The following is a 24,808-nucleotide window of genomic DNA, read 5'->3' on the forward strand; positions in this document are numbered from 1 at the left end:
CACTCTTCCAGAGGCCGCCGCTCAGACGCGCCCTGTCTGGGCGGAGCGCAGCCCTGCGACTGCGATCGCGATGGCAGCGGCGCACATCACCGCGATCAGGATCACGAACCACAGCCAGCTCGCACCGCCGAAGACGAGTCCGAGGACCCATCCGAACAGGCTCGACCCCGCGTAGTAGCCGAAGTAGTAGAGCGACGACGCCTGCGCTCTGGTCTCCGGGTCCGACGCCACGGGCGCCCACCCTGAGGCGATGGCGTGCGCGCCGAAGAACCCGGCGGTGAACAGGATGAGTCCGATGATCACCACCGCGATCTGCGGCACGAGCATCAGGATCGCTCCGCCCGCCATGATCACCGTCGATCCGATCAGCACCGGATACCGTCCGTGCCGTGAGGCCAATCCCCCGGCCCAGGGCGACGAGACCGTACCGGCGAGGTAGGCGACGAACAGCAGTGTGACGAGCCAGGCAGGCAGCAGGAACGGTGGCGCTGACAGGTGGAAGCCCAGATAGTTGAACATCGCGACGAACGCGCCCATCAGCAGGAAGCCCTGTGCGTAGACGGCGAGCAGTTGAGGCGAGCGCAGCGGGAGGAGCAGCCTGCGCCACACCCCGCCGCTGCTCTCAGCTCGCAGGCGGTGCGGCACGAAGCCCTGCGACTTCGGGGTCAACCAGAGGAAGAGCGCTGCAGCCAGAGCGCAGGCGATCGCGACCGCCCACACGCCGCTTCGCCACCCGGTGATCTCGCCGATGACGCCGGCCACGACGCGGCCGAAGAGTCCGCCGACCGTGGTGCCTGCGATGTAGCTCCCTGCGGCGGCGGCAGCGTATCTCGGGCGCACCTCCTCGCTCAGATACGCCAGCGCGACGGCCGGCACGGCGCCGAGCGCCACGCCTTCGGCAGCGCGCAGCACGAGGAGCAGCGGGATGTCGGTGCTCAGCGGCGCGCACAGACCGAGCAGTGTGGCGGCGATCACGCCGATCGCCATGGCAGGGACGCGTCCGATGCGGTCCGCGACGATCGACCACGGGATCACGGCTGCGGCGAGTCCGAGCGTCGCGGCGGACACGCTGAGCGCGGCCGTGGCCGGCGAGACGCTGAGGTCGACGGATATCTGCGGCAGCAGCGCCTGCGTGGAGTAGAGCTGCGCGAAAGTCGCGATGCCTGCGAAGAAGAGACCGGCGATCAGTCGACGGTAGCCGCGGGATCCCGGTGCGTGGCCGGTGAAGGGCTCGGTGGTCACCGGGGGCGGATCCGCTCCCAGAGCGCGTCGGTCTGCGCGTGCGTCTCGGCGATCGTGCCGGCGGTGTCGATCACCGCATCCGCGATCGCGAGTCGTTGCTCGTCGGACACCTGCGCTGCGATGCGGGCGTCGGCAGCCGTCGCATCCATCCCGCGGATCTCGATGAGCCGCCGCCGCCGTTCAGCCTGAGGCGCGTGCGCGACGACGATCGTGTCCCACGGGTCGTCCACCCGAGCCTCCACGAGCAGAGGGACGTCGTAGACCACGACGGCTCCCGCGTCTGCGGAGAGAGCCTCCTCGAACCGGCGCTGGGATTCTGCCCGCACGGCCGGGTGCACGATGGCGTTGAGCTGCGCGAGGCGCTCGGGATCACCGAACACGGCGGCGCCGAGCGCAGCACGATCAAGGGCACCGTCTGCGGTGATGACGTCAGCCCCGAACTCCTCGGCGATACGGTGCAGCACGGGCGAGCCGGGCGATTGGACGTCTCGGACGATCTGGTCCGCGTCGACGATGACGGCTCCGTGCTCGGCGAGTCGCCGCGCGATGGTCGACTTCCCCGACGCGATGCCGCCGGTGAGTGCGATGAGAGGCATGCAGCAAGTCTAGGGATGGAACGCGAAACGGGCCGCCACCCGAAGGTGACGGCCCGTTCCAGAGCGTGATGCTTAAGCGTTGCCGCCCGACAGCTTCTCGCGGAGAGCCGCGAGTGCCTCGTCGTCAGCCAGCGTGCCCGCGCCTGCGGCCTCGCTGGTGAAGGACTGGCCGCCGCCGAAGTCCTCGCCTGCTGCTGCTTCTGCCTCGGCCGCCTTGGTGACCTGAGCCTTGTGAGCCTCCCAGCGAGCCTGGGCTGCAGCGTACTCCTGCTCCCATGCCTCGCGCTGAGCGTCGAAGCCGTCCTTCCAAGCACCGGTCTCGGCGTCGAAGCCCTCCGGGTACTTGTACTCGCCGTTCTCGTCGTACTCCGCGACCATGCCGTAGAGGGCCGGGTCGAACTCGGTGCCGTTGGGGTCGACCGACTCGTTGGCCTGCTTGAGCGACAGCGAGATGCGGCGACGCTCCAGGTCGATGTCGATGACCTTGACGAAGACCTCTTCGCCGACGGAGACGACCTGCTCGGCCAGCTCGACGTGCTTGCTGGAGAGCTCGGAGATGTGGACGAGGCCCTCGATGCCGTCTGCGACGCGAACGAACGCACCGAACGGAACGAGCTTGGTGACCTTACCCGGCGTGACCTGTCCGATCGCGTGGGTACGGGCGAAGACCTGCCACGGGTCCTCCTGCGTCGCCTTCAGCGACAGGGAGACGCGCTCGCGGTCGAGGTCGACCTCGAGGATCTCGACGGTGACCTCCTGGCCAACCTCGACGACCTCGGAGGCGTGCTCGATGTGCTTCCAGGACAGCTCGGAGACGTGCACGAGGCCGTCCACGCCGCCCAGGTCGACGAATGCACCGAAGTTGACGATCGACGACACGACACCCTTGCGGACCTGACCCTTGTGCAGGTTGTTCAGGAAGGTGGTGCGCGACTCCGACTGCGTCTGCTCGAGCAGCGCACGGCGGCTCAGCACGACGTTGTTGCGGTTCTTGTCGAGCTCGAGGATCTTCGCCTCGATCTCCTGGCCGAGGTACGGCGTGAGGTCGCGGACGCGGCGCAGCTCGATGAGCGAGGCCGGAAGGAAGCCACGGAGTCCGATGTCGACGATGAGGCCACCCTTGACGACCTCGATGACGGTGCCGGTGACGACGCCGTCGTTCTCCTTGATCTTCTCGACGTCTCCCCAGGCACGCTCGTACTGAGCACGCTTCTTGGAGAGGATCAGACGGCCTTCCTTGTCCTCCTTCTGGAGAACGAGGGCCTCGACCAGGTCACCGACAGCGACGACCTCGTTGGGGTCGACGTCGTGCTTGATCGAAAGCTCGCGCGAGGGGATGACACCCTCGGTCTTGTATCCGACATCGAGGAGGACCTCATCGCGGTCGATCTTGACGATCGTGCCTTCGATGATGTCGCCGTCGTTGAAGAACTTCAGGGTCTTCTCGACCGCGGCCAGGAAGTCCTCAGCAGATCCGATGTCGTTGATGGCGACCTGCTTGGTGGCCGGGGCGGTCGTTGCGGTAGTCATGTAGTGGGTTGTCCTTGTTGAATGGGAACTCAGGCTGGGAGCAACGGCCGCGCACGGCCGACAACTTGCTCATCAGCGAATGGATTGGATTTCTCGTCACGAGCGCATGCGAGTGCACGCCACGAGTGACACTTCAGATTATCAGAAGATCGGATGCCGGTGGGCTCCGTGTCACGGTCGGACATCTGTGGAGAACTCCGGCGCACGCGCGCGCGATTGGCTACCGTATCCGGATGACTCGCCGCAGGCCCCTTCGCCTTCTCACCGTGTGTGCGCTCGCCCTCGCCGCTTCGACGCTGTTCGGATGCTCCCCCGCGCCGACCCCGACGCCGAGTCCGACGGCCGCGTTCGCATCCGAAGAAGAGGCGTTCGCCGCTGCGGAGGAGACGTACAGGGCGTACGTGGACACTGTGAATCTGGAACGCCAATCCGGGGAGACAGAGCAGTCCACAGAGTTTCTGACGGGCGATGTCCTCGAGTCGGAGATCGATGCACGGAACGAGCTCGCTGCATCGGGCACACACCTTGAAGGCGACACGCGAGTCACATCGTTCTCCGGTGAGTCAAGCGAGGCTGACGGCTCGATTGAGGCGAACGCCTGCATAGACATCTCTTCCGTTCGCGCAATCGACAAGACCGGCCAAGACGTGACCACGGCAGGACGCAGCGACATCTACGCCGTGCGATTGCATTTCGTAAACACGTCCAAATCACTTCTACTATCTAGCTACGAAGTGGCCCCAGACATCGCATGTTGATCCCGGCTCTCGTCGTACTCGCTTTCGTGCTGGCCCCCGGCTCTGGTGCTGCTGGCTCAGGTTGCTCTGATACTGCACTCGCGACAAGCGGGTGCGGAGTGTCGAACAACGGCACCAATCTCACAGTCACCGATACCCGAACAACCCCGGGCTCCAAGACCCCGAGCTCGTCACGACCGGGCAGCCCCGAGCCAGACGCCAAACCCGCCCCGTCGCCGCACGACGTCGCGATCGGCGCGTGCATGACCGACTGGGACAGCATGGTCCGCTGCTTCCGTGCGCAGCAGCCGCAGGATCCGACCGCACCGGAGCAGCCGCCCCTCCCCGCGATCACGATGAACGATCTCGCCGCATTCGCGCCGGATCCCGTGACGACGGTCGGGGAACCGGGGAACGTGGGCGTCGCTGGCATGCCGACGAACTTCGTCGCGACGGCATCCGCTCACACTCGAACAGGGACCCTCTTCGGCATCCCGCTCACGGTCCGGTTCACCCCGTCCGGCTACGACTTCCACTACGGCGATGGAACATCCGCGACCAGGGACACGGGCGGTCAGACCTGGACCGCGCTCGGCCAGGCGCAGTTCACGCCCACCACCACCAGTCACGTGTATGCAGAACGCGGGACGTACCTCGCCGATGTCGACGTCCGCTACACCGCCGAGGTCGATCTCGGCCTCGGCTGGTTCCCCGTGGCGGGCGAACTCACGACCGACGGCCCCACCAGCGAGATCCGGATCTTCGAGGCCCACACCGCACTCGTCGCCCACACCTGTGAGCAGCGTCCGTCGTCACCGGGCTGCTGAGGCTCTCATCGCACGACCGTGAGGATGACCGGCTGACCGTCGGCGTCGACATGATCCGCGAGGGTCAACGTCGCATCCGCGTCGACCCCCTCCGCGGGAACGAACGTGATCTGCGGTACGAGGTCCATCGTACAGACGGTGTCCGTGTGGCCGTGCAAGGTGACGACGCCCTCGTTCGCATCGACTGCCCGGAAGTCACCGGAACCGGGCATGCACGTCGACGACCCCCACGTGAGCACTGCCAGCTCGCTGTCGTTGATCCAGGCAGCCGCGGGCACCATCTCCGGCATCCGATCCGCCGGCTGCGGCTCCCCTTCGGCGAGACCGGGCAGCGTGAGTTCGCTTCGGGTTCCGTTCGCCTCGGTCACGATGAGTTCCACCGGACGCGAGGAGTCGAGCCCGGCCGGGAGCCCGACGTAGGTGCCATGTGCCGTCTGCACGCTCGCGCACACCTCGTCCTCGCCGTCGACGAGCACGATCTCGATCGACTGGTCGCCTGCGATGAAGTCGCCGATCTGCGGCGCGCAGGCGTCGCTCCACGTCTTCACGGCGATGGACGACGCGTCGAGCCATGCGGCCTCCGGCGCATACGGCGTGTCCGAGCTCGGCGCCGCGGTGGACTCGGGAGCAGGAGACCCGCCGGCCGCCGTCGCGCATCCCGCCAACGCGGAGGCGAGCAGCGCTCCGCCGAGAACGAACGAGGAGAGTCTGCGCAGTGAAGTCGTCATATCTCTTGGTGTCGACGACAGACGAACCGTCTCAGACCCGGCAGCCGCAGGCCCACACGGTGGCGCGCCAGGTGTCGCGCTGTCGGCGGGCCGTGACAAACTGTGGCCGTGACCGATCGTCTGATGCTGCTCGACACCGCAAGCCTCTACTTCCGCGCCTTCTACGGCGTGCCCGACAAGGTGACTGCGCCGGACGGCTCGCCGATCAACGCCGCGCGCGGACTGCTCGACATCATCGCGAAGCTCGTCACACTGTATGAGCCAACGCACGTGATCGCCTGCTGGGACGACGACTGGCGTCCGCAGTGGCGCGTCGACCTGATCCCGAGCTACAAGGCCCATCGTGTCGTGGAGGTCGTCCCCGCCGGTCCTGATGTCGAAGAGGTCCCCGATCCGCTCGAGGCGCAGATCCCCCTCATCCGCGAGACGCTCGCCGCGATCGGCATCCCGATCATCGGCGTCGCCGAGCACGAGGCCGACGACGTGATCGGCACCCTGGCCACGAACGCCGACATGCCCGTCGACATCGTGACGGGCGACCGCGACCTCTTCCAGCTCATCGACGACGCGCGCGACGTGCGCCTCATCTATACGGCACGCGGCATGAGCAACCTCGAGATCTTCACCGACGCGACCCTGGTCGCGAAGTACGGTGTGCTGCCATCGCAGTACGTCGATTTCGCCACGATGCGCGGCGACGCCTCCGACGGCCTTCCCGGGGTCGCCGGTGTCGGCGAGAAGACCGCGGCGACCCTGCTCAAGACCCACGGCGACCTCGACAGCATCCGCACTGCCGCCACGGCCGGCGAGGGAATGAGCGCCGGCGTGAGTGCGAAGATCCTCGCCGCTGCGGCGTACCTCGACGTCGCGCCGACCGTCGTCGCCGTCGCCACGTCGCTGCCGATCACGGCTCCGGGCACTCCGCTGCGCGCCCTCGACCCTGCTGAGCAGGACGCGGCAGATGCACTCGCAGAGAAGTGGAACCTCGGCGGATCGATGACCCGCGCGATCGCCGCCGTCTCCGCCGCGGCGAGCTGAGTCGCTACTCGGCCCAGGCGAGCAGCCGGTCCAGACCCCACGTCGTCACGATTCGAGCAGCCGGCACGCCGAGACGCTCGGCGCGCTCAGCGCCGTGATCGAGCAGTGAGAGCTGACCCGGCGCGTGCGCGTCGGAGTCGATCGAGAAGAGGCACCCGGCTTCGAGCGCGATCGCGATGAGCTCATCCGGCGGATCCTGGCGCTCGGGGCGGGAATTGATCTCCACCGCCACGCCGTTCTCGGCGCACGCCGCAAACACAGCGGCCGCATCGAACTGCGACTGCGGGCGGGTCCCCCGCTCCCCCTGCACGAGCCTGCCGGTGCAGTGGCCGAGCACATTGACCCGCGGATGCGAGACGGCGGCGATCATACGAGCCGTCATCGGACGCGCGTCCATGCGCAGCTTCGAATGCACCGATGCCACCACGACGTCGAGTTCGCCGAGCAGATCCGGATCCTGGTCGAGCGCGCCGTCCTCCAAGATGTCGACCTCGATGCCGGCCAGCAACGTGAAGCCGTTCCCGGACTCCGCCCGCACGAGCGGGATCTGCTCGCGCAGCCGCTCAGCCGAGAGACCGCGTGCGACGCGCAGCCGCGGCGAGTGGTCGGTGATCGCCTGGTACTCGTGCCCCTGAGCACGGGCAGCCGCGGCCATCACCGCGATCGGCGTCGTGCCGTCAGACCAGTCCGTGTGGGCGTGCAGATCGCCACGGAGCTTCGCCCGCAACGCCGACACCTTCTCCGGCTCGACCTCGCCACGCAGCTCGACGAGGTACTCCGGCACCTGACCGTCCTGCGCCTGGCGGATCACGGCGAACGTCGACTCGCCGATGCCCTTGCTCGCACGCAGACGTGTCGGATCCGTCCGCACGTCATCGGGCAGACCCTGCAGAGTCGCCGCAGCCTGCCGAAACGCCTTCGCGCGATATCGCGACGCCCGCTCGCGCTCCAGCAGCGAGGCGATCTCGAGCAGAGCGTCGACGGGGTCCACGATGCGTCCTATGCGGAGGCCAGTTCGCGGCTCACGCCGATCCACTGGTCGAGCTTGGCGGCGGCGCGACCATCATCGACGGCAGCCGTCGCGCGTTCCAGACCTTCCCGGAGCCGCTCGAGAATGGGGCGCTGCACCTGCGTCGCATCCTGCGAGAGCTCGAAGGCGACGATGCCGGCGGCCGCGTTCAGCAGCACGATGTCGCGCACAGCTCCGCGCTCACCCTGGAGCGTGCGCCGAAGGATCTCGGCGTTGTGCTCGGGCGATCCACCGATCAGGTCGGCGAGATCGGCGATCGGGATGCCGAGGTCACGGGGATCCAGGTCGTGCTCGTGGATGTCACCTCGGGTGACCTCCCAGATGCGGCTGTGCCCTGTGGTGGTGAGTTCATCGAGTCCGTCGTCGCCGCGGAACACCAGTGCAGTCGCGCCACGGGTGCGGAACACGCCGGTGATCAGCGGGACGCGCTCGAGCTGCGCGACACCGACCGCGTTGGCCTCAGCGCGTGCCGGGTTGCAGAGCGGTCCGAGCATGTTGAAGACGGTCGGCACTCCGAGCTGCGCCCGCACCGCGCCGGCGTGCTTGAAACCGGGGTGGAAGGCGCCGGCCCACGCGAACGTGATCCCGGTGCGGTCGAGGATGGACGCCACGTGCGCAGGATCGAGCGAGAGCTCGAGACCGAGGGCGCCGAGCACGTCGGAGGAGCCGGATGCCGAGCTCGCGGCGCGGTTGCCGTGCTTGACGACCGGGATGCCGGTCGCTCCGATGATGATCGCGGCGGTGGTCGAGACGTTGACGGTGCCGACGCGGTCTCCACCGGTGCCGACGATGTCGAGGACGTCAGGCGACACGGGAAGAGGAACCGCGGCCTCGAGGATCGCGTCGCGGAACCCGACGATCTCATCGATCGTCTCGCCCTTCGCGCGCAGTGCGATGAGGAACCCTCCGAGCTGCGCCTCGGTGACGTCTCCCCGCATGATCTGGCGCATCGCCCACGTGGACTCCCAGACGCTGAGATCGCGGCGCTCCAGCAGAGAAGTGAGCACGTCGGACCAGGTCAGGGAATCAGCCATGTGTGCGATCCTATCGGCGCGGGAAAACGTGCAGATCGTTGCTGACGTGTGACCGCCATGACGGCATCCCCTGTTTCCCGCGGATTCACCGAGGATTCGCAGTGTTTTCTTAGGGTTACCTAAGTCATGGACGGGCAAAAACAGGGCGGCCAGTGCAAGAATCACCCCCGCGGATCGGCCATAATGGAAGGGTGACGACCTCAGCGACGTATGCCCCGGCGGCGAGAACCATCAAGCGGCCCAACCCGGTAGCTGTCGGCACCATTGTGTGGCTCGGCAGTGAGGTGATGTTCTTCGCGGGACTCTTCGCGATCTACTTCACCCTCCGCAGCACTTCCCCTGAACTGTGGGCAGCGCGGACCGAACTTCTGAACGTCCCGTTCGCGTTCGTGAACACCGCGATCCTCGTCCTCTCCTCCTTCACGTGCCAGATGGGCGTGTTCGCGGCTGAGGACCTGCAGGCCTACAAGCTCGGCAAGGGCCAGAAGAACGGCGCCGGCCGTCGCCGCCTGTTCGGCTGGGGCATGGTCGAGTGGTTCTTCCTCACCTTCGCGCTCGGCGCGATCTTCGTCTCCGGCCAGGTGTGGGAGTACGCCCAGCTCGTCGCCGAAGGCATGCCGATCAGCGCTGACTCCTACGCGTCGGCGTTCTACATCACCACCGGCTTCCACGCACTGCACGTCACCGGCGGACTCGTCGCGTTCCTGCTCGTCATCGGACGCGCATACGCGGTGAAGAACTTCCGGCACAAGGAGGCGACCTCCTCGATCGTTGTGTCCTACTACTGGCACTTCGTCGACGTCGTCTGGATCGTGCTGTTCGTCGTTATCTACTTCCTGAAATAAGAGCGGAGCTGATCCCCGAGATGGCACGAGAGAAGAAGCGCCGTTCGAACGGTCGTCGCAGCCCCCTGGCTGCGGTCGCCCTCATCGGAGCAGGACTCATGATCACCGGCGCCGTGTACGCCGGTGCGTCTGCCGCGTTCGCCGCGACCGACACCCAGAGCGCTGCGACCACGCAGTTGACCGTGGAGGACGGCGAGAAGCTGTTCCAGGCCAACTGCGCCACCTGCCACGGCCTCGACATGCAGGGCACCGCGAACGGCCCGAGCCTCTACGGCGTCGGCGAGCTCGCGACCGAGTTCCAGCTCTCCACGGGCCGTATGCCGTTGCAGATGCAGGGACCGCAGGCTCCGCAGAAGAAGCCGCAGTTCACGGAAGACCAGATCCTCGCGATCTCGTCCTACGTCCAGGCTGAGGCTCCCGGCCCGACCTTCCCGTCGGAGCGGACCATCGACGGCAAGGGCGACGTGTCCCACGGCGCCGAGCTGTTCCGCGTGAACTGCGCGATGTGCCACAACGTGGCCGCCGCCGGTGGAGCGCTCACCGAGGGCAAGTACGCCCCCGCCCTGACCGAGACCAGCGCGCTGCACATCTACGCCGCCATGGTCACGGGCCCCCAGAACATGCCGGTTTTCGGCGACATGAACCTGTCCGACGAGGACAAGCGCGACATCATCTCCGCGCTCCTCTACCAGCAGCAGTCCGTGCAGATCGGCGGATTCTCGCTCGGTTCGCTCGGACCGGTGTCCGAGGGCCTGTTCGTGTGGATCTTCGGTATCGGCGCACTGGTCGCCATCACCGTGTGGATCACGGCGAAGTCCAACTGACGCTTATTCATCGAAGAGGAACGTACGAGGAGCACCATGGCACACGACGACGACTCGAAGGCTCTCGACAGGGCCTACCAGCCCTCGCCGGGGCTGGGCGTCGCAGTCAGCGATCCCGTGCAGAACCCGGGATTGCCGCCGCACCGCGCGCGGATGACCGACAAGGATCCGCGCGTCGAGAAGACCGCTGACCGCACTGTCTACACGCTGTTCTATCTGTCGCTCGCCGGCAGCATCTGGGCGGTCGCCGCCTACATGCTGTTCCCGATCGAGAGCGGCGCGCTCATCGACATCCGCCAGAACAACCTGTTCATCGGACTCGGCATCGCACTCGCCCTGCTCAGCATCGGCATCGGCGCGATCCACTGGTCCAAGGCGCTCATGTCGGACAAGGAGCACATCGAGTTCCGCCACACGACGCGTGGGACCGATGCGACTCGCGAAGCAGCCATCAAGGCCTTCTCCGATGCGAACGAGGAGTCCGGCTTCGGACGCCGCAGCATGATCCGCAACTCGCTGTTCGCAGCGGTCGTCGCATCGATCATCCCCGGTGTCACGCTGTTCCGTGGCCTCGCACCGCACTCCACGCCGGACGACCCCACTGCGGGCGACCCGGTGCACCTGCTCAAGCACACGATGTGGGAAGAAGGATCGCGCCTGGTGCGCGACCCCGACGGCACCCCCATCCGCGCTGCTGACGTCACCCTCGGCTCCGCGTTCCACGTGATCCCGGCCGAGCTTGTCGAACTCGGTCACGAAGACGGCTACCTCGAGGAGAAGGCCAAGGCGATCGTGCTGATGATGCGCCTGCGCCCCGAGCAGCTCATCGAGGCCGAGGACCGCAAGGACTGGTCGTACGACGGCATCGTCGCGTACTCCAAGGTCTGCACGCATGTCGGCTGCCCTGTCGCTCTGTACGAGCAGCAGACGCACCACCTGCTGTGCCCGTGCCACCAGTCGCAGTTCGACGTCACCGATCACGCCAAGGTCATCTTCGGACCGGCAGCACGTCCGCTGCCGCAGCTGCCGATCACGGTCGACGACGAGGGCTACCTCATCGCACGCAGCGACTTCAAGGAACCCGTCGGCCCGAGCTTCTGGGAGCGCCATTGAGCACCGCAACGCTGTCCAACGAGGACAAGGACACCAAGGCACCGCTCGGCGGTCGCTTCGTCGGTGCCGCGTCGAACTACATCGATGAGCGCACCAGCCTCTCCGGCTTCGTCAAGGAGCTCGGTCGCAAGATCTTCCCCGACCACTGGTCGTTCATGCTCGGCGAGATCGCGCTGTGGAGCTTCGTGGTCGTGTTCCTCTCCGGAACCTTCCTGACGTTCTTCTTCGAGGCCTCCATGGTCCCCACGCACTACACGGGCGCCTACGTCCCGATGCGCGGGATCGAGATGTCGGCTGCGCTCGAGTCGTCGCTGAACATCTCCTTCGACATCCGTGGTGGCCTGCTGGTCCGCCAGATCCACCACTGGGCAGCGCTCGTGTTCGTCGCGGGTATCGGCGTGCACATGCTCCGCGTGTTCTTCACCGGTGCATTCCGCAAGCCGCGTGAGCTCAACTGGGTCATCGGCTTCGTCCTCTTCATCCTCGCGATGGCCGAGGGCTTCACCGGATACTCGCTCCCCGATGACCTGCTCTCGGGCAACGGCCTGCGCATCATCGACGGCATGGTCAAGGGCATCCCGCTGATCGGCACCTGGACGTCGTTCCTGTTGTTCGGTGGCGAGTTCCCGGGTACGGCGATCGTCGGTCGCCTCTACACGCTGCACATCCTGCTGCTGCCGATGCTCGTCATCGCGCTGATCGTCGTGCACCTCATGCTGATGATCATCAACAAGCACACGCAGTTCGCCGGCCCCGGCCGCACGAACGAGAACGTCGTCGGCTACCCGATGATGCCGGTCTACATGTCGAAGATGGGCGGCTACCTGTTCATCGTCTTCGGCACGATCGTGCTGATCGCGACCTTCTTCCAGATCAACCCGATCTGGAACTACGGTCCGTACGACCCCTCCCCTGTATCCGCCGGTACCCAGCCCGACTGGTACATCGGCTTCGCGGACGGCGCCCTGCGTCTGGCACCGTCGAACCTCGACATCGTCTTCCTCGACCACACCTGGTCGTTCGGGATCCTGCTGCCGCTGGTGGTGCTCGGTCTGTTCATCGTGCTCGTCGCGATCTACCCCTTCATCGAGGCGTGGATCACCGGCGACAAGCGCGAGCACCACATCGCTCAGCGTCCGCGCAACGCCGCGACGCGTACTGCGATCGGCGTGGCCGGCGTGGTGTTCTACGCGGTCCTGTGGGCTGCGGCATCGTCCGACCTCATCGCGACGCACTTCATGCTCACGATGGAGGGCGTGATCCACACGCTCCAGGCGCTGCTGATCATCGGACCGGTCCTCGGCTACTTCGTCACGAAGCGCATCTGCATCGCGCTGCAGAAGAAGGACCGCGAGATCGTGCTCCACGGCTACGAGTCGGGCCGCATCGTCCGCCTCCCCGGTGGAGAGTTCATCGAGGTGCACCAGCCGGTCGACCAGTACGACCGCTGGAAGCTCATCGACGTCGACGGATACGAGCCGCTTGTGGTTCGCCCGAACGCCAAGGGCCGCATCTCGTGGACGGAGAACCTCCGTTCCTCGATCTCCCGCTGGTTCTTCGAAGACCGCCTGGCTCCGCTCACGCAGGCCGAGATCGAAGCTGCCGACGCGCACCAGCACCACGTCACGGCACACGCTGACGAGGCTGAGACCGCCGAGATCCAGGGCGCTCACGAGCGTGCCGGCTTCCCGGACGCTCCGCTCACGGTCGATGAGACACACGTCGACGAGACGCCGAACACGCCCAGCACGGTGATCGCGACCGAACCGGTCAAGAAGCCGCGCAAGAAGAAGTCGGAGGATGGCGAGTAACCACCGCCACTCCCCCACGAAGAAGGCCCTGTCCGCGCGGACAGGGCCTTCTTCGTCTGTCCGTGAAAGGATCGAAGCATGACGTCTGCAGTCCGACTCATCCGTTCCTCCGACCTCGCCGAAGCCCCGTACGCCTACGCCGCGACCGCTCCCGCCGGTTCGCGCCTGATCTTCCTCGCCGGATCCTGTCCCCTCGAGGACGACGGCAGCACGACCGCTCCCGGTGACTACGCCGCACAGGCCGCCCGGTGCGTCGAGACGCTGCGCACCGCGCTCGCTGCCGCCGGAGCACAGCTCACGGATGTGATCAGCACCCGCGTCCTGGTCGCCTCCACGCGTCAGGCAGACCTCGTGACGGCCTGGGATGTCATCCACGAGGCGTTCGGGGCGCACGACGTCCCCAGCACCCTCCTGGGCGTCACCGTGCTCGGGTACGACGACCAGCTCGTCGAGATCGAAGCCATCGCCGCCGTCGGAGGCGACGAGCGATGAGCCGGCGGCTGCGCGCAGCCGAGTCCTCCGATGCCGAGGTGATCCAAGCGATCGAGACCGCAGCGGACGCACTCCTCATCGACGCACTCGGCGCGTGGGACTGGCCGCCGGTCGACGCAGGGGCCGGCCGACTCAGCTCCCCCGGATTCGTGCTGATCGCCGAGGACTCTGCCTCGAACTCCCCCATCGGCTTCGTGCATGTGCTCGACATCGACGGCCTCGCACACCTCGAACAGCTCTCTGTGACACCCGCAGCGGCTCGCAACGGGCACGGACGCGCCCTGGTCACTGCAGCGCTCGACGAGGCCCGTGAGCGGGGCTACACGCGCCTCACGCTGCGCACCTACGCCGAGATCCCCTGGAACGCACCGTTCTACGCCTCGTGCGGATTCCTCGAGAGCATTCCCGAGACGGCCTTCCTGCGCGAACTCGTCGAGACCGAATCGGCGCTGGGCCTCGACCGCTATGGACGCCGCGTGCAGATGACGGTCGAGCTCTGACCGGATTCCTGCGTCGGACGACCGAAAGCGAGCGGCGCGCGCCTCGTCGACACTTCTAGGCTGAGGTCATGATGGATCGTGCCGACTTCTATGCCGCCAAGCTCGCCGCCGAGACCGATGCCAGCGACGTCCATGCCGCTCGTACCGCCGGCGAAGACATCGTGGTGATCGACGTGCGCTCAGACGACGCCTGGGCACAGGGACGCGTCGCCGGCGCGACGCACATGCATTACAGCGAGATCGCGACGCGTGCTCCGGCGGAGATCCCGAAGGATGCCGCGGTCGTCGTCTACTGCTGGAGCCCCGGGTGCAACGCCGGCGCCAAGGGCGCCCTGGAGTTCGCCCGGCTCGGCTACGACGTCCGCGAGATGATCGGCGGCTTCGAGTACTGGGTACGCGAGGGATATCCGGTCGAGGACGCGGATGGCATCCACCGCCGCCCCGTGGATCCGCTCACCGGCATCGCACGCATCCGCACCCGCGCCTGACCACGCTCCAGCACATGAAGAAGGCCCCCGGCGAACCGGGGGCCTTCTTCATGTCGTCTCAGCGAGCGAAGTTGCCGCGGTAGTACTCGTACACCCAGCCGACGATCGCGACGACGAAGATCGCGAGCCCGATCGGGAGCAGGAAGTGTCCGACAGCCAGGCCCACCACGAAGACCGCGGCGGAACCGGCGAGGACGATCGGCCACCAGGACCACGGGCTGAACTCGCCGAGCTCGGGGTCGCCGTCGTCGATGTCCGAGGTCAGGATGTCTTCCGGCAGCTCACCGCCCTGCGCGTTGTGCGTGCGGTCGAGGTAGAAGGCCACCATCGCGCCCATGAAGGCTGCGAAGAACAGTGCGACCGTGCCGACCCATTCGATCCGCTCCGCGAAGTTCTCGGACGGTGTCGCCAGGATGTGCCAGCCGGTGTAGACGACGCCGATGAGGGCGAAGAAGGCAGTCAGCACCCACCAGAGGATGACGTTATCGCGCATGGATCAGTGGACCTCTCGCTCGCCGGGAGCCGTCGTGGCGAACTCCGCAGCTTCCGGGTGATTCAGGTCGAACGCGGGCCGCTCGCTGCGGATGCGCGGGATCGACGTGAAGTTGTGACGCGGCGGCGGGCAGGACGTCGCCCACTCGAGCGAAGCACCGTAGCCCCACGGGTCGTTGACCGTGACCTTGGGCGCCTTGCGTGCCGTGATCCAGACGTTCAGGAAGAACGGCAGCATCGAGGCGCCGAGGATCATCGCGCCGATGGTCGACACCTGGTTCTGCCAGGTCCATCCGTCGGCCGCCGAGTAGTCCGCGTAGCGACGCACCATGCCGTCGACGCCCAGCCAGTGCTGGATGAGGAAGGTCATGTGGAAGCCGATGAACAGCATCCAGAAGTGCACGTAGCCGAGACGCTCGTTGAGCATGCGCCCCGTCCACTTCGGCCACCAGAAGTAGAACCCGGCGAACATCGCGAACACCACAGTGCCGAAGACGACGTAGTGGAAGTGCGCGACGACGAAGTAGGAGTCGGAGAGCGCGAAGTCCAGCGGCGGAGCCGCGAGGATGACACCGGTCAGACCGCCGAAGACGAAGGAGACCAGGAAGCCGAGGGCGAACACCATCGGGGTCTCGAAGGTCACGGACCCTCGCCAGAGCGTGCCGATCCAGTTGAAGATCTTCACACCCGTCGGCACTGCGATGAGCATCGTCATGAGTGCGAAGAACGGCAGCAGCACCGATCCGGTCACGTACATGTGGTGAGCCCACACGGCGACGGACAGCGCGGCGATCGCGATCGTCGCGTAGACCAGGGTCTTGTATCCGAAGATCGGCTTGCGGCTGAACACCGGGAAGATCTCGGAGACGATGCCGAAGAACGGCAGCGCGATGATGTACACCTCGGGGTGACCGAAGAACCAGAACAGGTGCTGCCAGAGCAGGACGCCGCCGTTGGCCGGGTCGTAGATGTGTGCGCCGAGGATGCGGTCCGCGGCAGCGGCGAAGATCGCGGCGGCGAGCACCGGGAAGGCCATCAGGATCAGGAGGCTCGTGATGAGCGTGTTCCAGGAGAAGATCGGCATGCGCCACATCGTCATACCGGGAGCGCGCATCGTGATCACGGTCGTGATGAAGTTCACGGCGCCGAGGATCGTGCCGAAGCCGGAGATGCCGAGACCGACCATCCAGAGGTTTCCACCGGCACCCGGCGAGAACGAGGCGCTCGCGAGGGGCTGATAGGCGAACCAACCGAAGGAGGCCGCACCCTGCGGGGTGAGGAAGCCGGCGACGGCGATCGTGGAGCCGAAGAGGAACAGCCAGAACGCGAAGGCATTCAGACGCGGGAACGCGACGTCAGGTGCTCCGAGCTGCAGGGGCAGGATCGCGTTGGCGAATCCGGCGAACAGCGGCGTCGCGAACATCAGCAGCATGATCGTGCCGTGCATCGTGAACAGCTGGTTGTACTGCTCCTTGGTCGGGATGATCTGCATTCCCGGCGCGAAGAGCTCGGCACGGATGACGAGTGCCATCACGCCGCCGAGGAGGAAGAACAGCACCGAGGCGATCAGGTACATGTACCCGATGGTCTTGTGGTCGGTGGAGGTGATCCACTTGACGACGATGTTGCCCTTCTGCTCGACGCGCGAGGAGCTCATGAGAGCAGCCTGGCGGGCGGGCAGGGCGTTGGGTCGGGAGCGAGGGGCCTCGTCGGTGCGGGGGGCTTCAGTGGTCGACATGGCTTACTCCTCTCCTTCCTCGGAGTCGGTCTGGGGCGTGGTGCCCGGGAAGTTCGACAGACGGTCGTACTCGTCCGTGATGTCGCCCGTGTTGCCCTGCTCCTTGAGTGACTGGACGTACGCGTCGTACTCGTCCTGCTCGACGACCTTCACGTTGAAGAGCATCATCGAGTGGTACTCGCCACACAGCTCGGCGCACTTTCCTGCGTACTCGCCGACACGCGTCGGGATGAAGGACCAGGAGTTGTCCTTCCCGATGTACATGTCCTTCTTGTAGAGGAAGTCGATGATCCAGAACGAGTGGATGACATCGCGGGACTGCAGGTTGATCGTGACCTTCTGGTCGACCGGCAGCACCAGCGTCGGCAGCTGCGCCTGGTCGATGTTGCCGTCCTTGTCGGGCTGGGCCTGAATGCCCATCGTCCAGACGGTGTCGTCATCGGAGTCGGCGTCGTACTGGAAGTCCCACGCCCACTGCTTGGCGATCGCGGTGATCTCGACGTCGGGGTTGTCCCACTTCGCCTCGATCTCGGCCTGATCGCGGGCCGTGAAGAAGAACATGCCCAGCACGAGGATGAGCGGCACGATCGTGTAGAAGATCTCGATCGGCATGTTGTAGCGCATCTGGACCGGAAGACCGGTCTGGCCCTTGCGACGGCGGTACGCGATCGCGGCCCAGGCCATCAGGCCCCAGGTGATGACGCCGACGGCGAGGAGGACGATCCAGGAATTGACCCACAGGGACGACACTCGCTCGGTCTGGTTGGTGGCCGCAGGCCCGCCATCCACGAAGCCGGGAAGATAGCCGTTCAACTCGGTGGTGGTACATCCCGCCAGGACCACGGCTGCCACGACTCCCAGGGGGAGAGCGGCCCAACGAAGGCGGTGTTTCGAGGGCACGATGCACCTTTCAGATTGCGGACAGGGCACATCCAAGTCTAGAGCAACCTCACACCTGATTCATGCCAACCACGCAGGTTCACGGACCGGATCAGGCGCTGTCCTGGGCAAAAGACGCCGAGTTCAGCGCCTCCGACGAAGGATCAGTGGAAGCTGTCTCCGCATGCGCAGCTGCCTGCCGCGTTGGGGTTGTCGATCGTGAAGCCCTGCTCCGAGATCGTGTCCTTGAAATCGATCGATGCGCCGTCGAGATACGGCACGCTCATGTTGTCGACGATGACCTCGACGCCGTCGAAGTCGACGGTCTCGTCGCCCTCGAGGTAGCGCTCGTCGAAGTAGAGCTGGTAGATCAGGCCGGAGCATCCGCCGGGCTGCACGGCGACGCGCAGACGAAGGTCGTCGCGGCCCTCCTGCTCGAGCAGGTTCTTGACCTTGACCGCGGCGGCATCGGTCAGGCTGATGCCGTGGGCCTTGGTGCTGGTGGTGTCTGAGGTCAGGGTGGTGTCGCTCATGTCGCTCCTTGTGACGGGCCGCGTCGCACGGCTTTTCCGCAATTCTACCGCCGCATGTCGCGGAGGCGGCGAGATCGGGGAAGAGCCGTGCGCGCGTCGGCGGGTGTCAGGCCTCGCGGCTGTTCATGCGTGCAAGGAGCAGCGCCTCGGTCGCGACCGCGTTGCGGAACGTGTCGAGGTGCAGCGACTCGTTCGGGCTGTGCGCGCGGGAGTAGGGGTCCTCGACACCGGTCACCAGGATCTGCGCCGCCGGGAACTCGCGGACGAGGTCGGCAATGAACGGGATGGATCCTCCCACACCGAGGTCGACCGGCGGAACGCCGTAGCCGTCGCGCATCGCGTCGCGGGTCAGGCCGACCGCCCAGCCGCTCGTGTCGACGAGGAAGCCGTCGCCGAGATCGAGGTCGGAGAAGGTCAGCTCGGCACCGAACGGGGCGTGCGCCCGCAGGTGTCGCTCCAGCGCGTCGTAGGCGTCGGAGGCGGACTGGCCCGGTGCGACACGGGAGCTGATCACGACCGTGACCTCGGGCAGCAGGGTGTTGGATGCCGAAGCGACGCTGGTCGCATCGATGCCGATCACGGTGACGGCCGGCTTGTTCCAGATACGGCTGAGAATCGTGCCGTCACCGACGGGAGAGGTGCCGGGCAGCAGACCGGCTTCGTCGCGCAGCGTCTCCTCGGAGTAGTCGGGCGTCTCCGCGTCGCGGGCGGTCATGCCGTCGACGGCCACGGAGCCGTCGTCGTTCCAGAGCGTCGCCAGCAGCTTCGTGGTCGCCATCATCGCGTCGGGCACCGCTCCCCCGAACATGCCGGAGTGCGAGGCGTGATCCAGCGTGCGCACGCGCAGCGTGAAGCGCGCGTTCCCTCGGAGCGAGACGGTCAGGCCGGGCGTCACGGAGTCCCAGTTGCCGGAGTCGGCGACCACGATGGCATCAGCTCGCAACGCGTCCTTGTTGTCCGACAGGAACTGCGCGAAGGAGCGAGAGCCGTACTCCTCCTCCCCCTCGATGAACATCGCGATGCCGAGCTCCAGGTCGTCGCCGAGCACTTCGGAGACCGCTCGGACGGAAGCGATGTGCGCCATGATCCCGGCCTTGTCGTCTGCGGCACCGCGGCCGTAGAGGCGGCCGTCGCGCACGGTCGGCTCGAACGGCGGCGTCTCCCACAGCTCGTCGTCGCCGGGAGGCTGCACGTCGTGGTGCGCGTAGAGCAGGATCGTGGGCTTGCCGTTGCGGGCGGCGCGTGTCGCCAGCACGGCTGGCTGCCCGTGCTCGTCGGTGCCAGGGATCGCGGCGCGCAGCACGCGCACCTCGTCGAAGACACCGGTGTCCTTCGCGAGCGCGGCGACAGCGTCGGCGCTGCGCTCGAGCTGGGTCTGGTCGAATGCCGGCCACGCCATACCGGGGATGCGTACGAGGTGCCCGAGGTCGGAGAGCGCGGCCGGGATGCCGGTCGCCACGGACTCGAGAACAGCAGAGTCTGAGGAACTGGGGAGAACGGGAGAAGTCATGCGAGTAATCTTAAGGTGATCCACCTTCAGCGAACCGAGGATTCTCGTGGCCACTTCCCCTGTCTCCCCTCCGACGAACGACGACGCCGAGACGACCGGCGTCGGGAAGGGCCGTGCGACGCCGACCCGCGCCGAGCAGGAAGCCGCGCGTCGACGCCCCCTGGTCGCGAACACGAAGGAAGCGAAGGCAGCAGCGCGTGCCGAGCTCAACGAGCGCCGGAACCGCGCGCAGGCAGGCATGGCCGCAGGCGAGGAGAAGTACCTCCCCGTGCGCGACAAGGGCCCGCAGCGTCGCTGGGTGCGCGACTACGTGGATGCCGGCTGGCACCCGGCCGAGTTCGTCATGGCCGTCATGGTCCTGGTGATCCTCGCCTCGCTGGTGCCTGCGGAGCTCGCGATCGCCTTCTACGCGTACCTCGTGATGATGGCGTACCTGATCATCGCGATCGGCGGCATGATCCTGCTGGCCTTCCGCGTGAAGCGCAAAGCCGGTGAGAAGTTCGGCAAGGACCGCCTCGAGCGCGGTCTCGGCTGGTACGCGGCGATGCGTGCCTTGCAGATGCGTTTCATGCGTCTGCCGAAACCGCAGGTCAAGCGCGGTCAGTACCCCGCCTGACACCCTGTCATCGAGAAGGCCCCTCGCTCTGCGGAGCAAGGGGCCTTCTTCGTGCGGTGGCGTGCTGTGTCAGCGCCCGAGGAGTCCGCGGTTGATCTCGCGGCCCCAGAACGGGCCGCGGTACAGGAATGCGGTGTAGCCCTGCACGAGGGTGGCACCAGCATCCAGGCGCTCCTGCACATCGGATGCCGTCTCGACTCCCCCGACCGCGATCACGCAGAAGTCCTCAGGGACCGCGGCGCGCACCACGCGGAGCACCTGCAGCGACCGCTCCTTGAGCGGAGCGCCGGACAGACCACCGGCACCGGCGGCTTCGACCACCGCATCATCGGTCAGGAGCCCATCGCGGCTGATGGTGGTGTTGTGCGAGATGATCCCGTCGAGGCCCTCGGCGACTGCGAGCTGCGCGATCGCCGTGATCTCCTCGTCCGGCAGATCCGGGGCGATCTTCACCAGCAGCGGGGTCTGCCCTGCCGCCGTGCGCACGGCACGGAGCAGCGGAGCCAGGGTCTCGACGGCCTGCAGCCCGCGCAGTCCCGGTGTGTTCGGCGAGGACACGTTGATCGCGAGGTAGTCGGCGAGCGGTGCGAGCCGCACGGCGGAGGCGACGTAGTCGTCGATCGCGTTCTCGACGTCGACCACGCGGCTCTTGCCGATGTTGACGCCGATCACCGTATCGGGTGCACCACGGCGCAGTCGGGCGAGCGTGCGAGCCGCGGCATCCGCGCCCTTGTTGTTGAAGCCCATCCGATTGATCACGGCGCGATCCTCGACGAGCCGGAACAGCCGAGGCTTCGGGTTGCCCTCCTGCGGGATCGCCGTGATGGTGCCGACCTCGACGTGGCCGAAACCGAGCGCGGCGAGACCGCGAACGCCGACCGCGTTCTTGTCGAAGCCTGCCGCGACGCCGAACGGCGAGGGGAAGGTCAGCCCGAGCGCCTCGACCCGCAGTGACGGATCAGGTGCGGTGAATGCACGGGTCACACGGGCGAACGGCGGGACGCCGAGCACTCGAACCACCGCCATGCCGGCGTGATGGGCGAACTCGGGATCGAAGCGCGACAGGACAGCGCGGAAGAGCAGCGGATACATCACTGCCCAGATTACCGGTCGGCGGGCTCCTGCTCCGAGTGGTCGGCACGAAGGTCGGTGATCGCCGCCTCGAAGTCCTCGAGCGAGTCGAACGCCTGATAGACGCTGGCGAACCGCAGGAAGGCGACCTCGTCGAGATCGCGCAGCGGTCCGAGGATCGCGAGACCGATCTCGTTCGTGTCGAGCTGCGACACTCCGGTCTGACGGACGGCCTCTTCCACGCGCTGCGCGAGGATCGCGAGGTCCGCCTCGGTGACCGGGCGCCCCTGGCACGCCTTGCGCACGCCGGAGATGACCTTCTCGCGGCTGAACGGCTCCATCACTCCGGAGCGCTTGATCACGTTGAGGCTGGCGGTCTCGGTGGTGGTGAAGCGTCCACCGCATTCGGGACACTGTCGGCGTCGACGGATCGACAGACCGTCATCGCTGGTCCGCGAATCGATCACACGGGAATCGGAGTGACGGCAGAACGGGCAATGCATCTGTCTAACTTACGCCGTGAAGCGGGCCTCGATCGCCTCGCCGTGCGCAGGCAGCACCTCGGTGTTGGCGAGGGCGACAACGCCTGCCCGCACTTCGGCGAGGGCGGAGCGGTCGTAGGAGATGACCTGCTGGGGGCGCAGGAACGTGTAGGCGCCGAGTCCCGGCGCGTAGCGCGCCTGGCCGCCGGTCGGCAGAACGTGGTTGCTGCCCGCCATGTAGTCGCCGAGGCTGACCGGCGTCTGATCCCCCACGAAGACGGCGCCGGCGCTGGTGAAGGACGCTGCGGCATCCTCTGCGTCTTCGAGGTGGAGTTCGAGGTGCTCCGGCGCATAGGCGTTGCTGAACGCGGTCGCCATGGCGCGGTCGTCGACGAGGACGATCGCGGACTGCGGGCCGGCGAGGGCAGCACCGACACGATCGGAGTGGCGGGTCCTGGCGGCCAGCATCTCGACGTGCTCGGCGACCCGCGCTGCGAGCTCCTCGGACTCGGTCACGAGCACGGCCGAGGCCTGCTCGTCGTGCTCGGCCTGGCTGATCAGGTCAGCGGCGATGAGTCGCGCGTCGGCGGAGGCGTCAGCCACGACGAGGATCTCGGTCGCTCCCGCTTCGGAGTCGGTGCCGACGACGCCGGCCACCGCACGCTTCGCCGATGCGACGTAGTTGTTCCCCGGTCCGGAGAGCACATCGACCGGGTCGAGCCCGACATCGGGGACGCCCCAGGCGAAGGCGCCGATCGCTCCGGCGCCTCCCATGGCGTAGACCTCGGTCACGCCGAGGAGGGCGGCCGCCGCGAGGATCGTCGGGTGGATACGCCCGTCCTGATCGGACTGCGGCGGGGAGGCGAGCGCGATCTGCGTGACACCGGCGACCTGCGCCGGCACGACGTTCATGATGACGCTCGACGGGTAGACCGCCTTGCCGCCGGGGATGTACACGCCGACCCGGTGCACGGGCTGCCAGCGCTGCGTGATGCGCGCGCCCTCACCGATCTGGGTGACCTGCTGGGCAGGGATCTGCGCGGCAGACGCGATGCGCACGCGGCGGATCGCCTCCTCGAGGGCGGCACGAACCTCGGGCGTCAGATTCTCGAGCGCCTCGTCGATGTGCTCCGACGGCACCCGGATCGCGTGGCCGGTGACGCGGTCGAACTGCTCGGCCTGCTCGCGCAGCGCCTGCTCTCCACGTTCCCGCACGTCGTCGACGATCCGCGTCGCCGTGTCGAGTGCTTCGGCGCGTGCCTGGGTCGCCCGCGGAACGGCGGCGAGCATGGCTGCGGGCGAGAGCTTGCGCCCCCGCAGATCGATCGTGCGCACTGTCAGCCTTTCGTGATGTCCGAGATGTCGTGGAGGTAGCCGATCCGGCCGTCGTCATGGCGGACCACGAAGGCACCGCCGCGATCCTCGATCACGAGGGCCCACGCGCTCGGGCCGATTCGGAACAACGGCTCTCCGCGCTCATCGTGCACGTCGCGCTCGGTCGGGGCGAGGATCCAGAACGGCTGCGCCGGGTCGACGATGTGACGAGGATTCGTCGACTCGTCCTCGACGCTGTCGTCGGTCCAATCCGCGGTCTCGGTGAACGGCGCGGCGTCACCTTCGACGGCACCCGTGTGCTCGATCGTCTGCGCCGTCTCCAGCAGGGCTTCGATGCTGGCGGTGTCGGACGCGATCTCCTGGTTGCGGGACCGACGGGAGTAGTTCGGGACGTACTCGTCGTCCGCTGCGGTCTCCTCCGTACCGGTGTCGCCGCCAGAGGCATGCGCGGCGATCGGCACCTGACCGGCGATGTCGAATCGAGCGATCTCGTCGGTGGCCTGCTGCCCGGAGAGCTCGACGTCGAGTTCGGCCGGCGGAGCATAGGCGGTGGTCACAGCTGCTGCGGGCGCTGCGGCGAACCGCCCGTCCTCCGCGGCGACATCGGTCACCGCCTGCTCGCTCGGCTGCTCGGCATCCGCTACGACCTCGTCCTGCGTCGTGTCGGCTGCGGGCGCCGGCTCAGGGCGGGGGCGCGCGATGACCGGGCGCACGGGGTTCGCGTTGCGGTGCGCGAGCGTGACGAGGCGACCGTGGAAGTCTTCCTTCAGTCCGGGGACGATCGGAGCGAAGACCGTGAGCACGACCAGGGCCAGGGATGCCACGAGCTGCACGACTCCGCTCCACGACAGTCCGAAGACACCGAACTCGATGAGTCCGGCGACGGCGCTCCACAGCGTCCCGACCCAGATGACAGCGGAGACGGAGAACGCGACAGACGCGAACTGATCGATGCCCAGCGACCCGACTCGACGGATCCCGTCCGGCGAGAAGCGACGCAGCACCAGGAGGAACACGGCGACGGTCGGCACGCCGATCGGCAGGATCCACTGGATGCCCGCTCCCCAGATCGACGACCCGCCAGCGAGCGGGAAGAACGACACGATGAAGGAGACTGCCCACACGCCGACGATCAGCAGCTCACGCAGCGTGAAGCCGAGGACGCCGTACTCGGGGGTGACGTCGTCGTCGTAGAGCACACCGTCCTCATCGAGGAAGGTGTCGCTCTCGGCATCCGGGATCTCAGGGAGTTCGGTGCTCATCAGTCATCCTTTCGGCGCGGTGCATGGCGGGGAGGGTCGTCATGCTGCCCGACGG

26 protein-coding genes are annotated in these 24,808 nt (G+C 67.0%); 11 read left to right on the forward strand and 15 right to left on the reverse strand.

What is annotated here, in order from left to right; translation table 11 throughout:
- Positions 1-21 precede the first annotated feature (21 nt).
- The 3 genes from V7Z82_RS13120 to rpsA form a co-directional block, all read right to left on the reverse strand.
- Positions 22-1,242 carry an MFS transporter gene (locus V7Z82_RS13120; protein ID WP_334151990.1) on the reverse strand — a complete coding sequence of 407 codons (1,221 nt, stop codon included), beginning with the start codon at positions 1,240-1,242 and terminating at the stop codon, positions 22-24.
- Complete coding sequence (gene coaE / locus V7Z82_RS13125) at positions 1,239-1,838, reverse strand: dephospho-CoA kinase (protein WP_334151991.1); 600 nt, start codon at positions 1,836-1,838, stop codon at positions 1,239-1,241. Before coaE ends, V7Z82_RS13120 begins: the two co-directional genes overlap by 4 nt.
- A gap of 72 nt (positions 1,839-1,910) precedes the next feature.
- Complete coding sequence (gene rpsA, locus V7Z82_RS13130; protein ID WP_045279988.1) at positions 1,911-3,368, reverse strand: 30S ribosomal protein S1; 1,458 nt, start codon at positions 3,366-3,368, stop codon at positions 1,911-1,913.
- 233 nt (positions 3,369-3,601) lie between these two features.
- Between rpsA and V7Z82_RS13135 the strand changes: the two genes are divergently transcribed.
- Positions 3,602-4,126 carry a hypothetical protein gene (locus tag V7Z82_RS13135; protein ID WP_334151992.1) on the forward strand — a complete coding sequence of 175 codons (525 nt, stop codon included), beginning with the start codon at positions 3,602-3,604 and terminating at the stop codon, positions 4,124-4,126.
- Between the two features lie 242 nt (positions 4,127-4,368).
- Complete coding sequence (locus V7Z82_RS13140; RefSeq protein WP_334151993.1) at positions 4,369-4,932, forward strand: hypothetical protein; 564 nt, start codon at positions 4,369-4,371, stop codon at positions 4,930-4,932.
- Between the two features lie 5 nt (positions 4,933-4,937).
- On the opposite strand, the gene V7Z82_RS13145 is transcribed toward V7Z82_RS13140, so the two are convergent.
- Positions 4,938-5,660, reverse strand: coding sequence for a hypothetical protein (locus tag V7Z82_RS13145; RefSeq protein ID WP_334151994.1), 723 nt, complete (start codon positions 5,658-5,660; stop codon positions 4,938-4,940).
- 108 nt (positions 5,661-5,768) lie between these two features.
- On the opposite strand from V7Z82_RS13145, the gene V7Z82_RS13150 reads away from it, so the two are divergent.
- Positions 5,769-6,698 (forward strand): 5'-3' exonuclease, encoded by a 930-nt coding sequence (locus V7Z82_RS13150; RefSeq protein WP_334151995.1) that lies wholly within the window; start codon positions 5,769-5,771, stop codon positions 6,696-6,698.
- 4 nt (positions 6,699-6,702) lie between these two features.
- Here V7Z82_RS13150 and V7Z82_RS13155 read toward each other — a convergent pair whose 3' ends face one another.
- Complete coding sequence (locus V7Z82_RS13155; RefSeq protein ID WP_334151996.1) at positions 6,703-7,689, reverse strand: PHP domain-containing protein; 987 nt, start codon at positions 7,687-7,689, stop codon at positions 6,703-6,705.
- An 8-nt stretch (positions 7,690-7,697) separates the two neighbouring features.
- Positions 7,698-8,762, reverse strand: a complete 1,065-nt coding sequence (gene trpD, locus V7Z82_RS13160) for an anthranilate phosphoribosyltransferase (protein ID WP_334151997.1) — start codon at positions 8,760-8,762, stop codon at positions 7,698-7,700.
- A gap of 191 nt (positions 8,763-8,953) precedes the next feature.
- Between trpD and ctaE the strand changes: the two genes are divergently transcribed.
- The 7 genes from ctaE (at position 8,954) to V7Z82_RS13195 (ending at position 14,835) form a co-directional block, all read left to right on the forward strand.
- Positions 8,954-9,607 carry an aa3-type cytochrome oxidase subunit III gene (gene ctaE / locus V7Z82_RS13165; protein ID WP_334151998.1) on the forward strand — a complete coding sequence of 218 codons (654 nt, stop codon included), beginning with the start codon at positions 8,954-8,956 and terminating at the stop codon, positions 9,605-9,607.
- Positions 9,608-9,627: 20 nt separating this feature from the next.
- The gene (gene qcrC, locus V7Z82_RS13170; RefSeq protein WP_045279983.1) at positions 9,628-10,431 is read left to right on the forward strand and encodes a cytochrome bc1 complex diheme cytochrome c subunit; all 804 of its coding nucleotides are present in this window, start codon (positions 9,628-9,630) and stop codon (positions 10,429-10,431) included.
- Positions 10,432-10,467: 36 nt separating this feature from the next.
- Positions 10,468-11,544: a cytochrome bc1 complex Rieske iron-sulfur subunit gene (gene qcrA / locus V7Z82_RS13175; protein WP_334151999.1), complete on the forward strand. Its 1,077-nt coding sequence runs from the start codon at positions 10,468-10,470 to the stop codon at positions 11,542-11,544.
- Positions 11,541-13,355 carry a cytochrome bc1 complex cytochrome b subunit gene (gene qcrB / locus V7Z82_RS13180; RefSeq protein ID WP_334152000.1) on the forward strand — a complete coding sequence of 605 codons (1,815 nt, stop codon included), beginning with the start codon at positions 11,541-11,543 and terminating at the stop codon, positions 13,353-13,355. The genes qcrA and qcrB overlap by 4 nt, the downstream gene beginning before the upstream one ends.
- A gap of 78 nt (positions 13,356-13,433) precedes the next feature.
- Positions 13,434-13,847, forward strand: coding sequence for a RidA family protein (locus V7Z82_RS13185; RefSeq protein WP_334152001.1), 414 nt, complete (start codon positions 13,434-13,436; stop codon positions 13,845-13,847).
- A complete protein-coding gene (locus V7Z82_RS13190; RefSeq protein WP_334152002.1) occupies positions 13,844-14,347 on the forward strand; it encodes a GNAT family N-acetyltransferase in 504 nt (167 codons plus the stop codon). Before V7Z82_RS13185 ends, V7Z82_RS13190 begins: the two co-directional genes overlap by 4 nt.
- Positions 14,348-14,415: 68 nt before the next feature.
- Positions 14,416-14,835 (forward strand): rhodanese-like domain-containing protein, encoded by a 420-nt coding sequence (locus V7Z82_RS13195; RefSeq protein ID WP_334152003.1) that lies wholly within the window; start codon positions 14,416-14,418, stop codon positions 14,833-14,835.
- A 58-nt stretch (positions 14,836-14,893) separates the two neighbouring features.
- Here V7Z82_RS13195 and V7Z82_RS13200 read toward each other — a convergent pair whose 3' ends face one another.
- From V7Z82_RS13200 to V7Z82_RS13220, 5 genes are all read right to left on the reverse strand, one after another.
- Positions 14,894-15,328, reverse strand: a complete 435-nt coding sequence (locus tag V7Z82_RS13200) for a cytochrome c oxidase subunit 4 (RefSeq protein WP_334152004.1) — start codon at positions 15,326-15,328, stop codon at positions 14,894-14,896.
- A gap of 3 nt (positions 15,329-15,331) precedes the next feature.
- Entirely contained in the window at positions 15,332-17,065 is a 1,734-nt protein-coding gene (ctaD, locus tag V7Z82_RS13205) for an aa3-type cytochrome oxidase subunit I (protein WP_045279976.1), read from the reverse strand.
- A gap of 3 nt (positions 17,066-17,068) precedes the next feature.
- Positions 17,069-17,965 carry an aa3-type cytochrome oxidase subunit II gene (gene ctaC, locus V7Z82_RS13210; protein WP_334152005.1) on the reverse strand — a complete coding sequence of 299 codons (897 nt, stop codon included), beginning with the start codon at positions 17,963-17,965 and terminating at the stop codon, positions 17,069-17,071.
- Positions 17,966-18,108: 143 nt separating this feature from the next.
- Positions 18,109-18,477, reverse strand: a complete 369-nt coding sequence (gene erpA, locus V7Z82_RS13215) for an iron-sulfur cluster insertion protein ErpA (protein ID WP_045279974.1) — start codon at positions 18,475-18,477, stop codon at positions 18,109-18,111.
- A 106-nt stretch (positions 18,478-18,583) separates the two neighbouring features.
- Positions 18,584-19,987 (reverse strand): dipeptidase, encoded by a 1,404-nt coding sequence (locus V7Z82_RS13220; protein WP_334152006.1) that lies wholly within the window; start codon positions 19,985-19,987, stop codon positions 18,584-18,586.
- 46 nt (positions 19,988-20,033) lie between these two features.
- Between V7Z82_RS13220 and V7Z82_RS13225 the strand changes: the two genes are divergently transcribed.
- Complete coding sequence (locus V7Z82_RS13225) at positions 20,034-20,603, forward strand: DUF3043 domain-containing protein (protein WP_334152007.1); 570 nt, start codon at positions 20,034-20,036, stop codon at positions 20,601-20,603.
- A gap of 69 nt (positions 20,604-20,672) precedes the next feature.
- Here the strand turns inward: V7Z82_RS13225 and V7Z82_RS13230 are convergent, their stop codons facing one another.
- The 4 genes from V7Z82_RS13230 to V7Z82_RS13245 are packed head-to-tail and all read right to left on the reverse strand — an operon-like array spanning position 20,673 to position 24,753.
- Positions 20,673-21,695, reverse strand: a complete 1,023-nt coding sequence (locus V7Z82_RS13230; protein ID WP_334152008.1) for a quinone-dependent dihydroorotate dehydrogenase — start codon at positions 21,693-21,695, stop codon at positions 20,673-20,675.
- A gap of 11 nt (positions 21,696-21,706) precedes the next feature.
- Positions 21,707-22,177 carry a transcriptional regulator NrdR gene (nrdR, locus tag V7Z82_RS13235; protein ID WP_045279970.1) on the reverse strand — a complete coding sequence of 157 codons (471 nt, stop codon included), beginning with the start codon at positions 22,175-22,177 and terminating at the stop codon, positions 21,707-21,709.
- Between the two features lie 9 nt (positions 22,178-22,186).
- On the reverse strand, positions 22,187-23,491 hold the full coding sequence (gene hisD / locus V7Z82_RS13240) for a histidinol dehydrogenase (RefSeq protein ID WP_334152009.1): 1,305 nt from the start codon (positions 23,489-23,491) through the stop codon (positions 22,187-22,189).
- Between the two features lie 2 nt (positions 23,492-23,493).
- Positions 23,494-24,753, reverse strand: a complete 1,260-nt coding sequence (locus V7Z82_RS13245; RefSeq protein WP_334152010.1) for a hypothetical protein — start codon at positions 24,751-24,753, stop codon at positions 23,494-23,496.
- Positions 24,754-24,808 lie beyond the last annotated feature (55 nt).

Source organism: Microbacterium sp. (genome assembly GCF_036823965.1).
Taxonomy (GTDB): domain Bacteria; phylum Actinomycetota; class Actinomycetes; order Actinomycetales; family Microbacteriaceae; genus Microbacterium.

What these genes read in the sequence shown, in the direction of transcription:
- coaE (WP_334151991.1), bottom strand. Translation starts at nt 1,838, where the DNA reads ATGCCTCTCATCGCACTCACCGGCGGCATCGCGTCGGGGAAGTCGACC.
- rpsA (WP_045279988.1), bottom strand. Translation starts at nt 3,368, where the DNA reads ATGACTACCGCAACGACCGCCCCGGCCACCAAGCAGGTCGCCATCAAC.
- V7Z82_RS13135 (WP_334151992.1), top strand. Translation starts at nt 3,602, where the DNA reads ATGACTCGCCGCAGGCCCCTTCGCCTTCTCACCGTGTGTGCGCTCGCC.
- V7Z82_RS13140 (WP_334151993.1), top strand. Translation starts at nt 4,369, where the DNA reads ATGACCGACTGGGACAGCATGGTCCGCTGCTTCCGTGCGCAGCAGCCG.
- V7Z82_RS13145 (WP_334151994.1), bottom strand. Translation starts at nt 5,660, where the DNA reads ATGACGACTTCACTGCGCAGACTCTCCTCGTTCGTTCTCGGCGGAGCG.
- trpD (WP_334151997.1), bottom strand. Translation starts at nt 8,762, where the DNA reads ATGGCTGATTCCCTGACCTGGTCCGACGTGCTCACTTCTCTGCTGGAG.
- qcrC (WP_045279983.1), top strand. Translation starts at nt 9,628, where the DNA reads ATGGCACGAGAGAAGAAGCGCCGTTCGAACGGTCGTCGCAGCCCCCTG.
- qcrA (WP_334151999.1), top strand. Translation starts at nt 10,468, where the DNA reads ATGGCACACGACGACGACTCGAAGGCTCTCGACAGGGCCTACCAGCCC.
- V7Z82_RS13185 (WP_334152001.1), top strand. Translation starts at nt 13,434, where the DNA reads ATGACGTCTGCAGTCCGACTCATCCGTTCCTCCGACCTCGCCGAAGCC.
- V7Z82_RS13190 (WP_334152002.1), top strand. Translation starts at nt 13,844, where the DNA reads ATGAGCCGGCGGCTGCGCGCAGCCGAGTCCTCCGATGCCGAGGTGATC.
- V7Z82_RS13195 (WP_334152003.1), top strand. Translation starts at nt 14,416, where the DNA reads ATGATGGATCGTGCCGACTTCTATGCCGCCAAGCTCGCCGCCGAGACC.
- V7Z82_RS13200 (WP_334152004.1), bottom strand. Translation starts at nt 15,328, where the DNA reads ATGCGCGATAACGTCATCCTCTGGTGGGTGCTGACTGCCTTCTTCGCC.
- ctaD (WP_045279976.1), bottom strand. Translation starts at nt 17,065, where the DNA reads ATGTCGACCACTGAAGCCCCCCGCACCGACGAGGCCCCTCGCTCCCGA.
- erpA (WP_045279974.1), bottom strand. Translation starts at nt 18,477, where the DNA reads ATGAGCGACACCACCCTGACCTCAGACACCACCAGCACCAAGGCCCAC.
- V7Z82_RS13220 (WP_334152006.1), bottom strand. Translation starts at nt 19,987, where the DNA reads ATGACTTCTCCCGTTCTCCCCAGTTCCTCAGACTCTGCTGTTCTCGAG.
- V7Z82_RS13230 (WP_334152008.1), bottom strand. Translation starts at nt 21,695, where the DNA reads ATGTATCCGCTGCTCTTCCGCGCTGTCCTGTCGCGCTTCGATCCCGAG.
- nrdR (WP_045279970.1), bottom strand. Translation starts at nt 22,177, where the DNA reads ATGCATTGCCCGTTCTGCCGTCACTCCGATTCCCGTGTGATCGATTCG.
- V7Z82_RS13245 (WP_334152010.1), bottom strand. Translation starts at nt 24,753, where the DNA reads ATGAGCACCGAACTCCCTGAGATCCCGGATGCCGAGAGCGACACCTTC.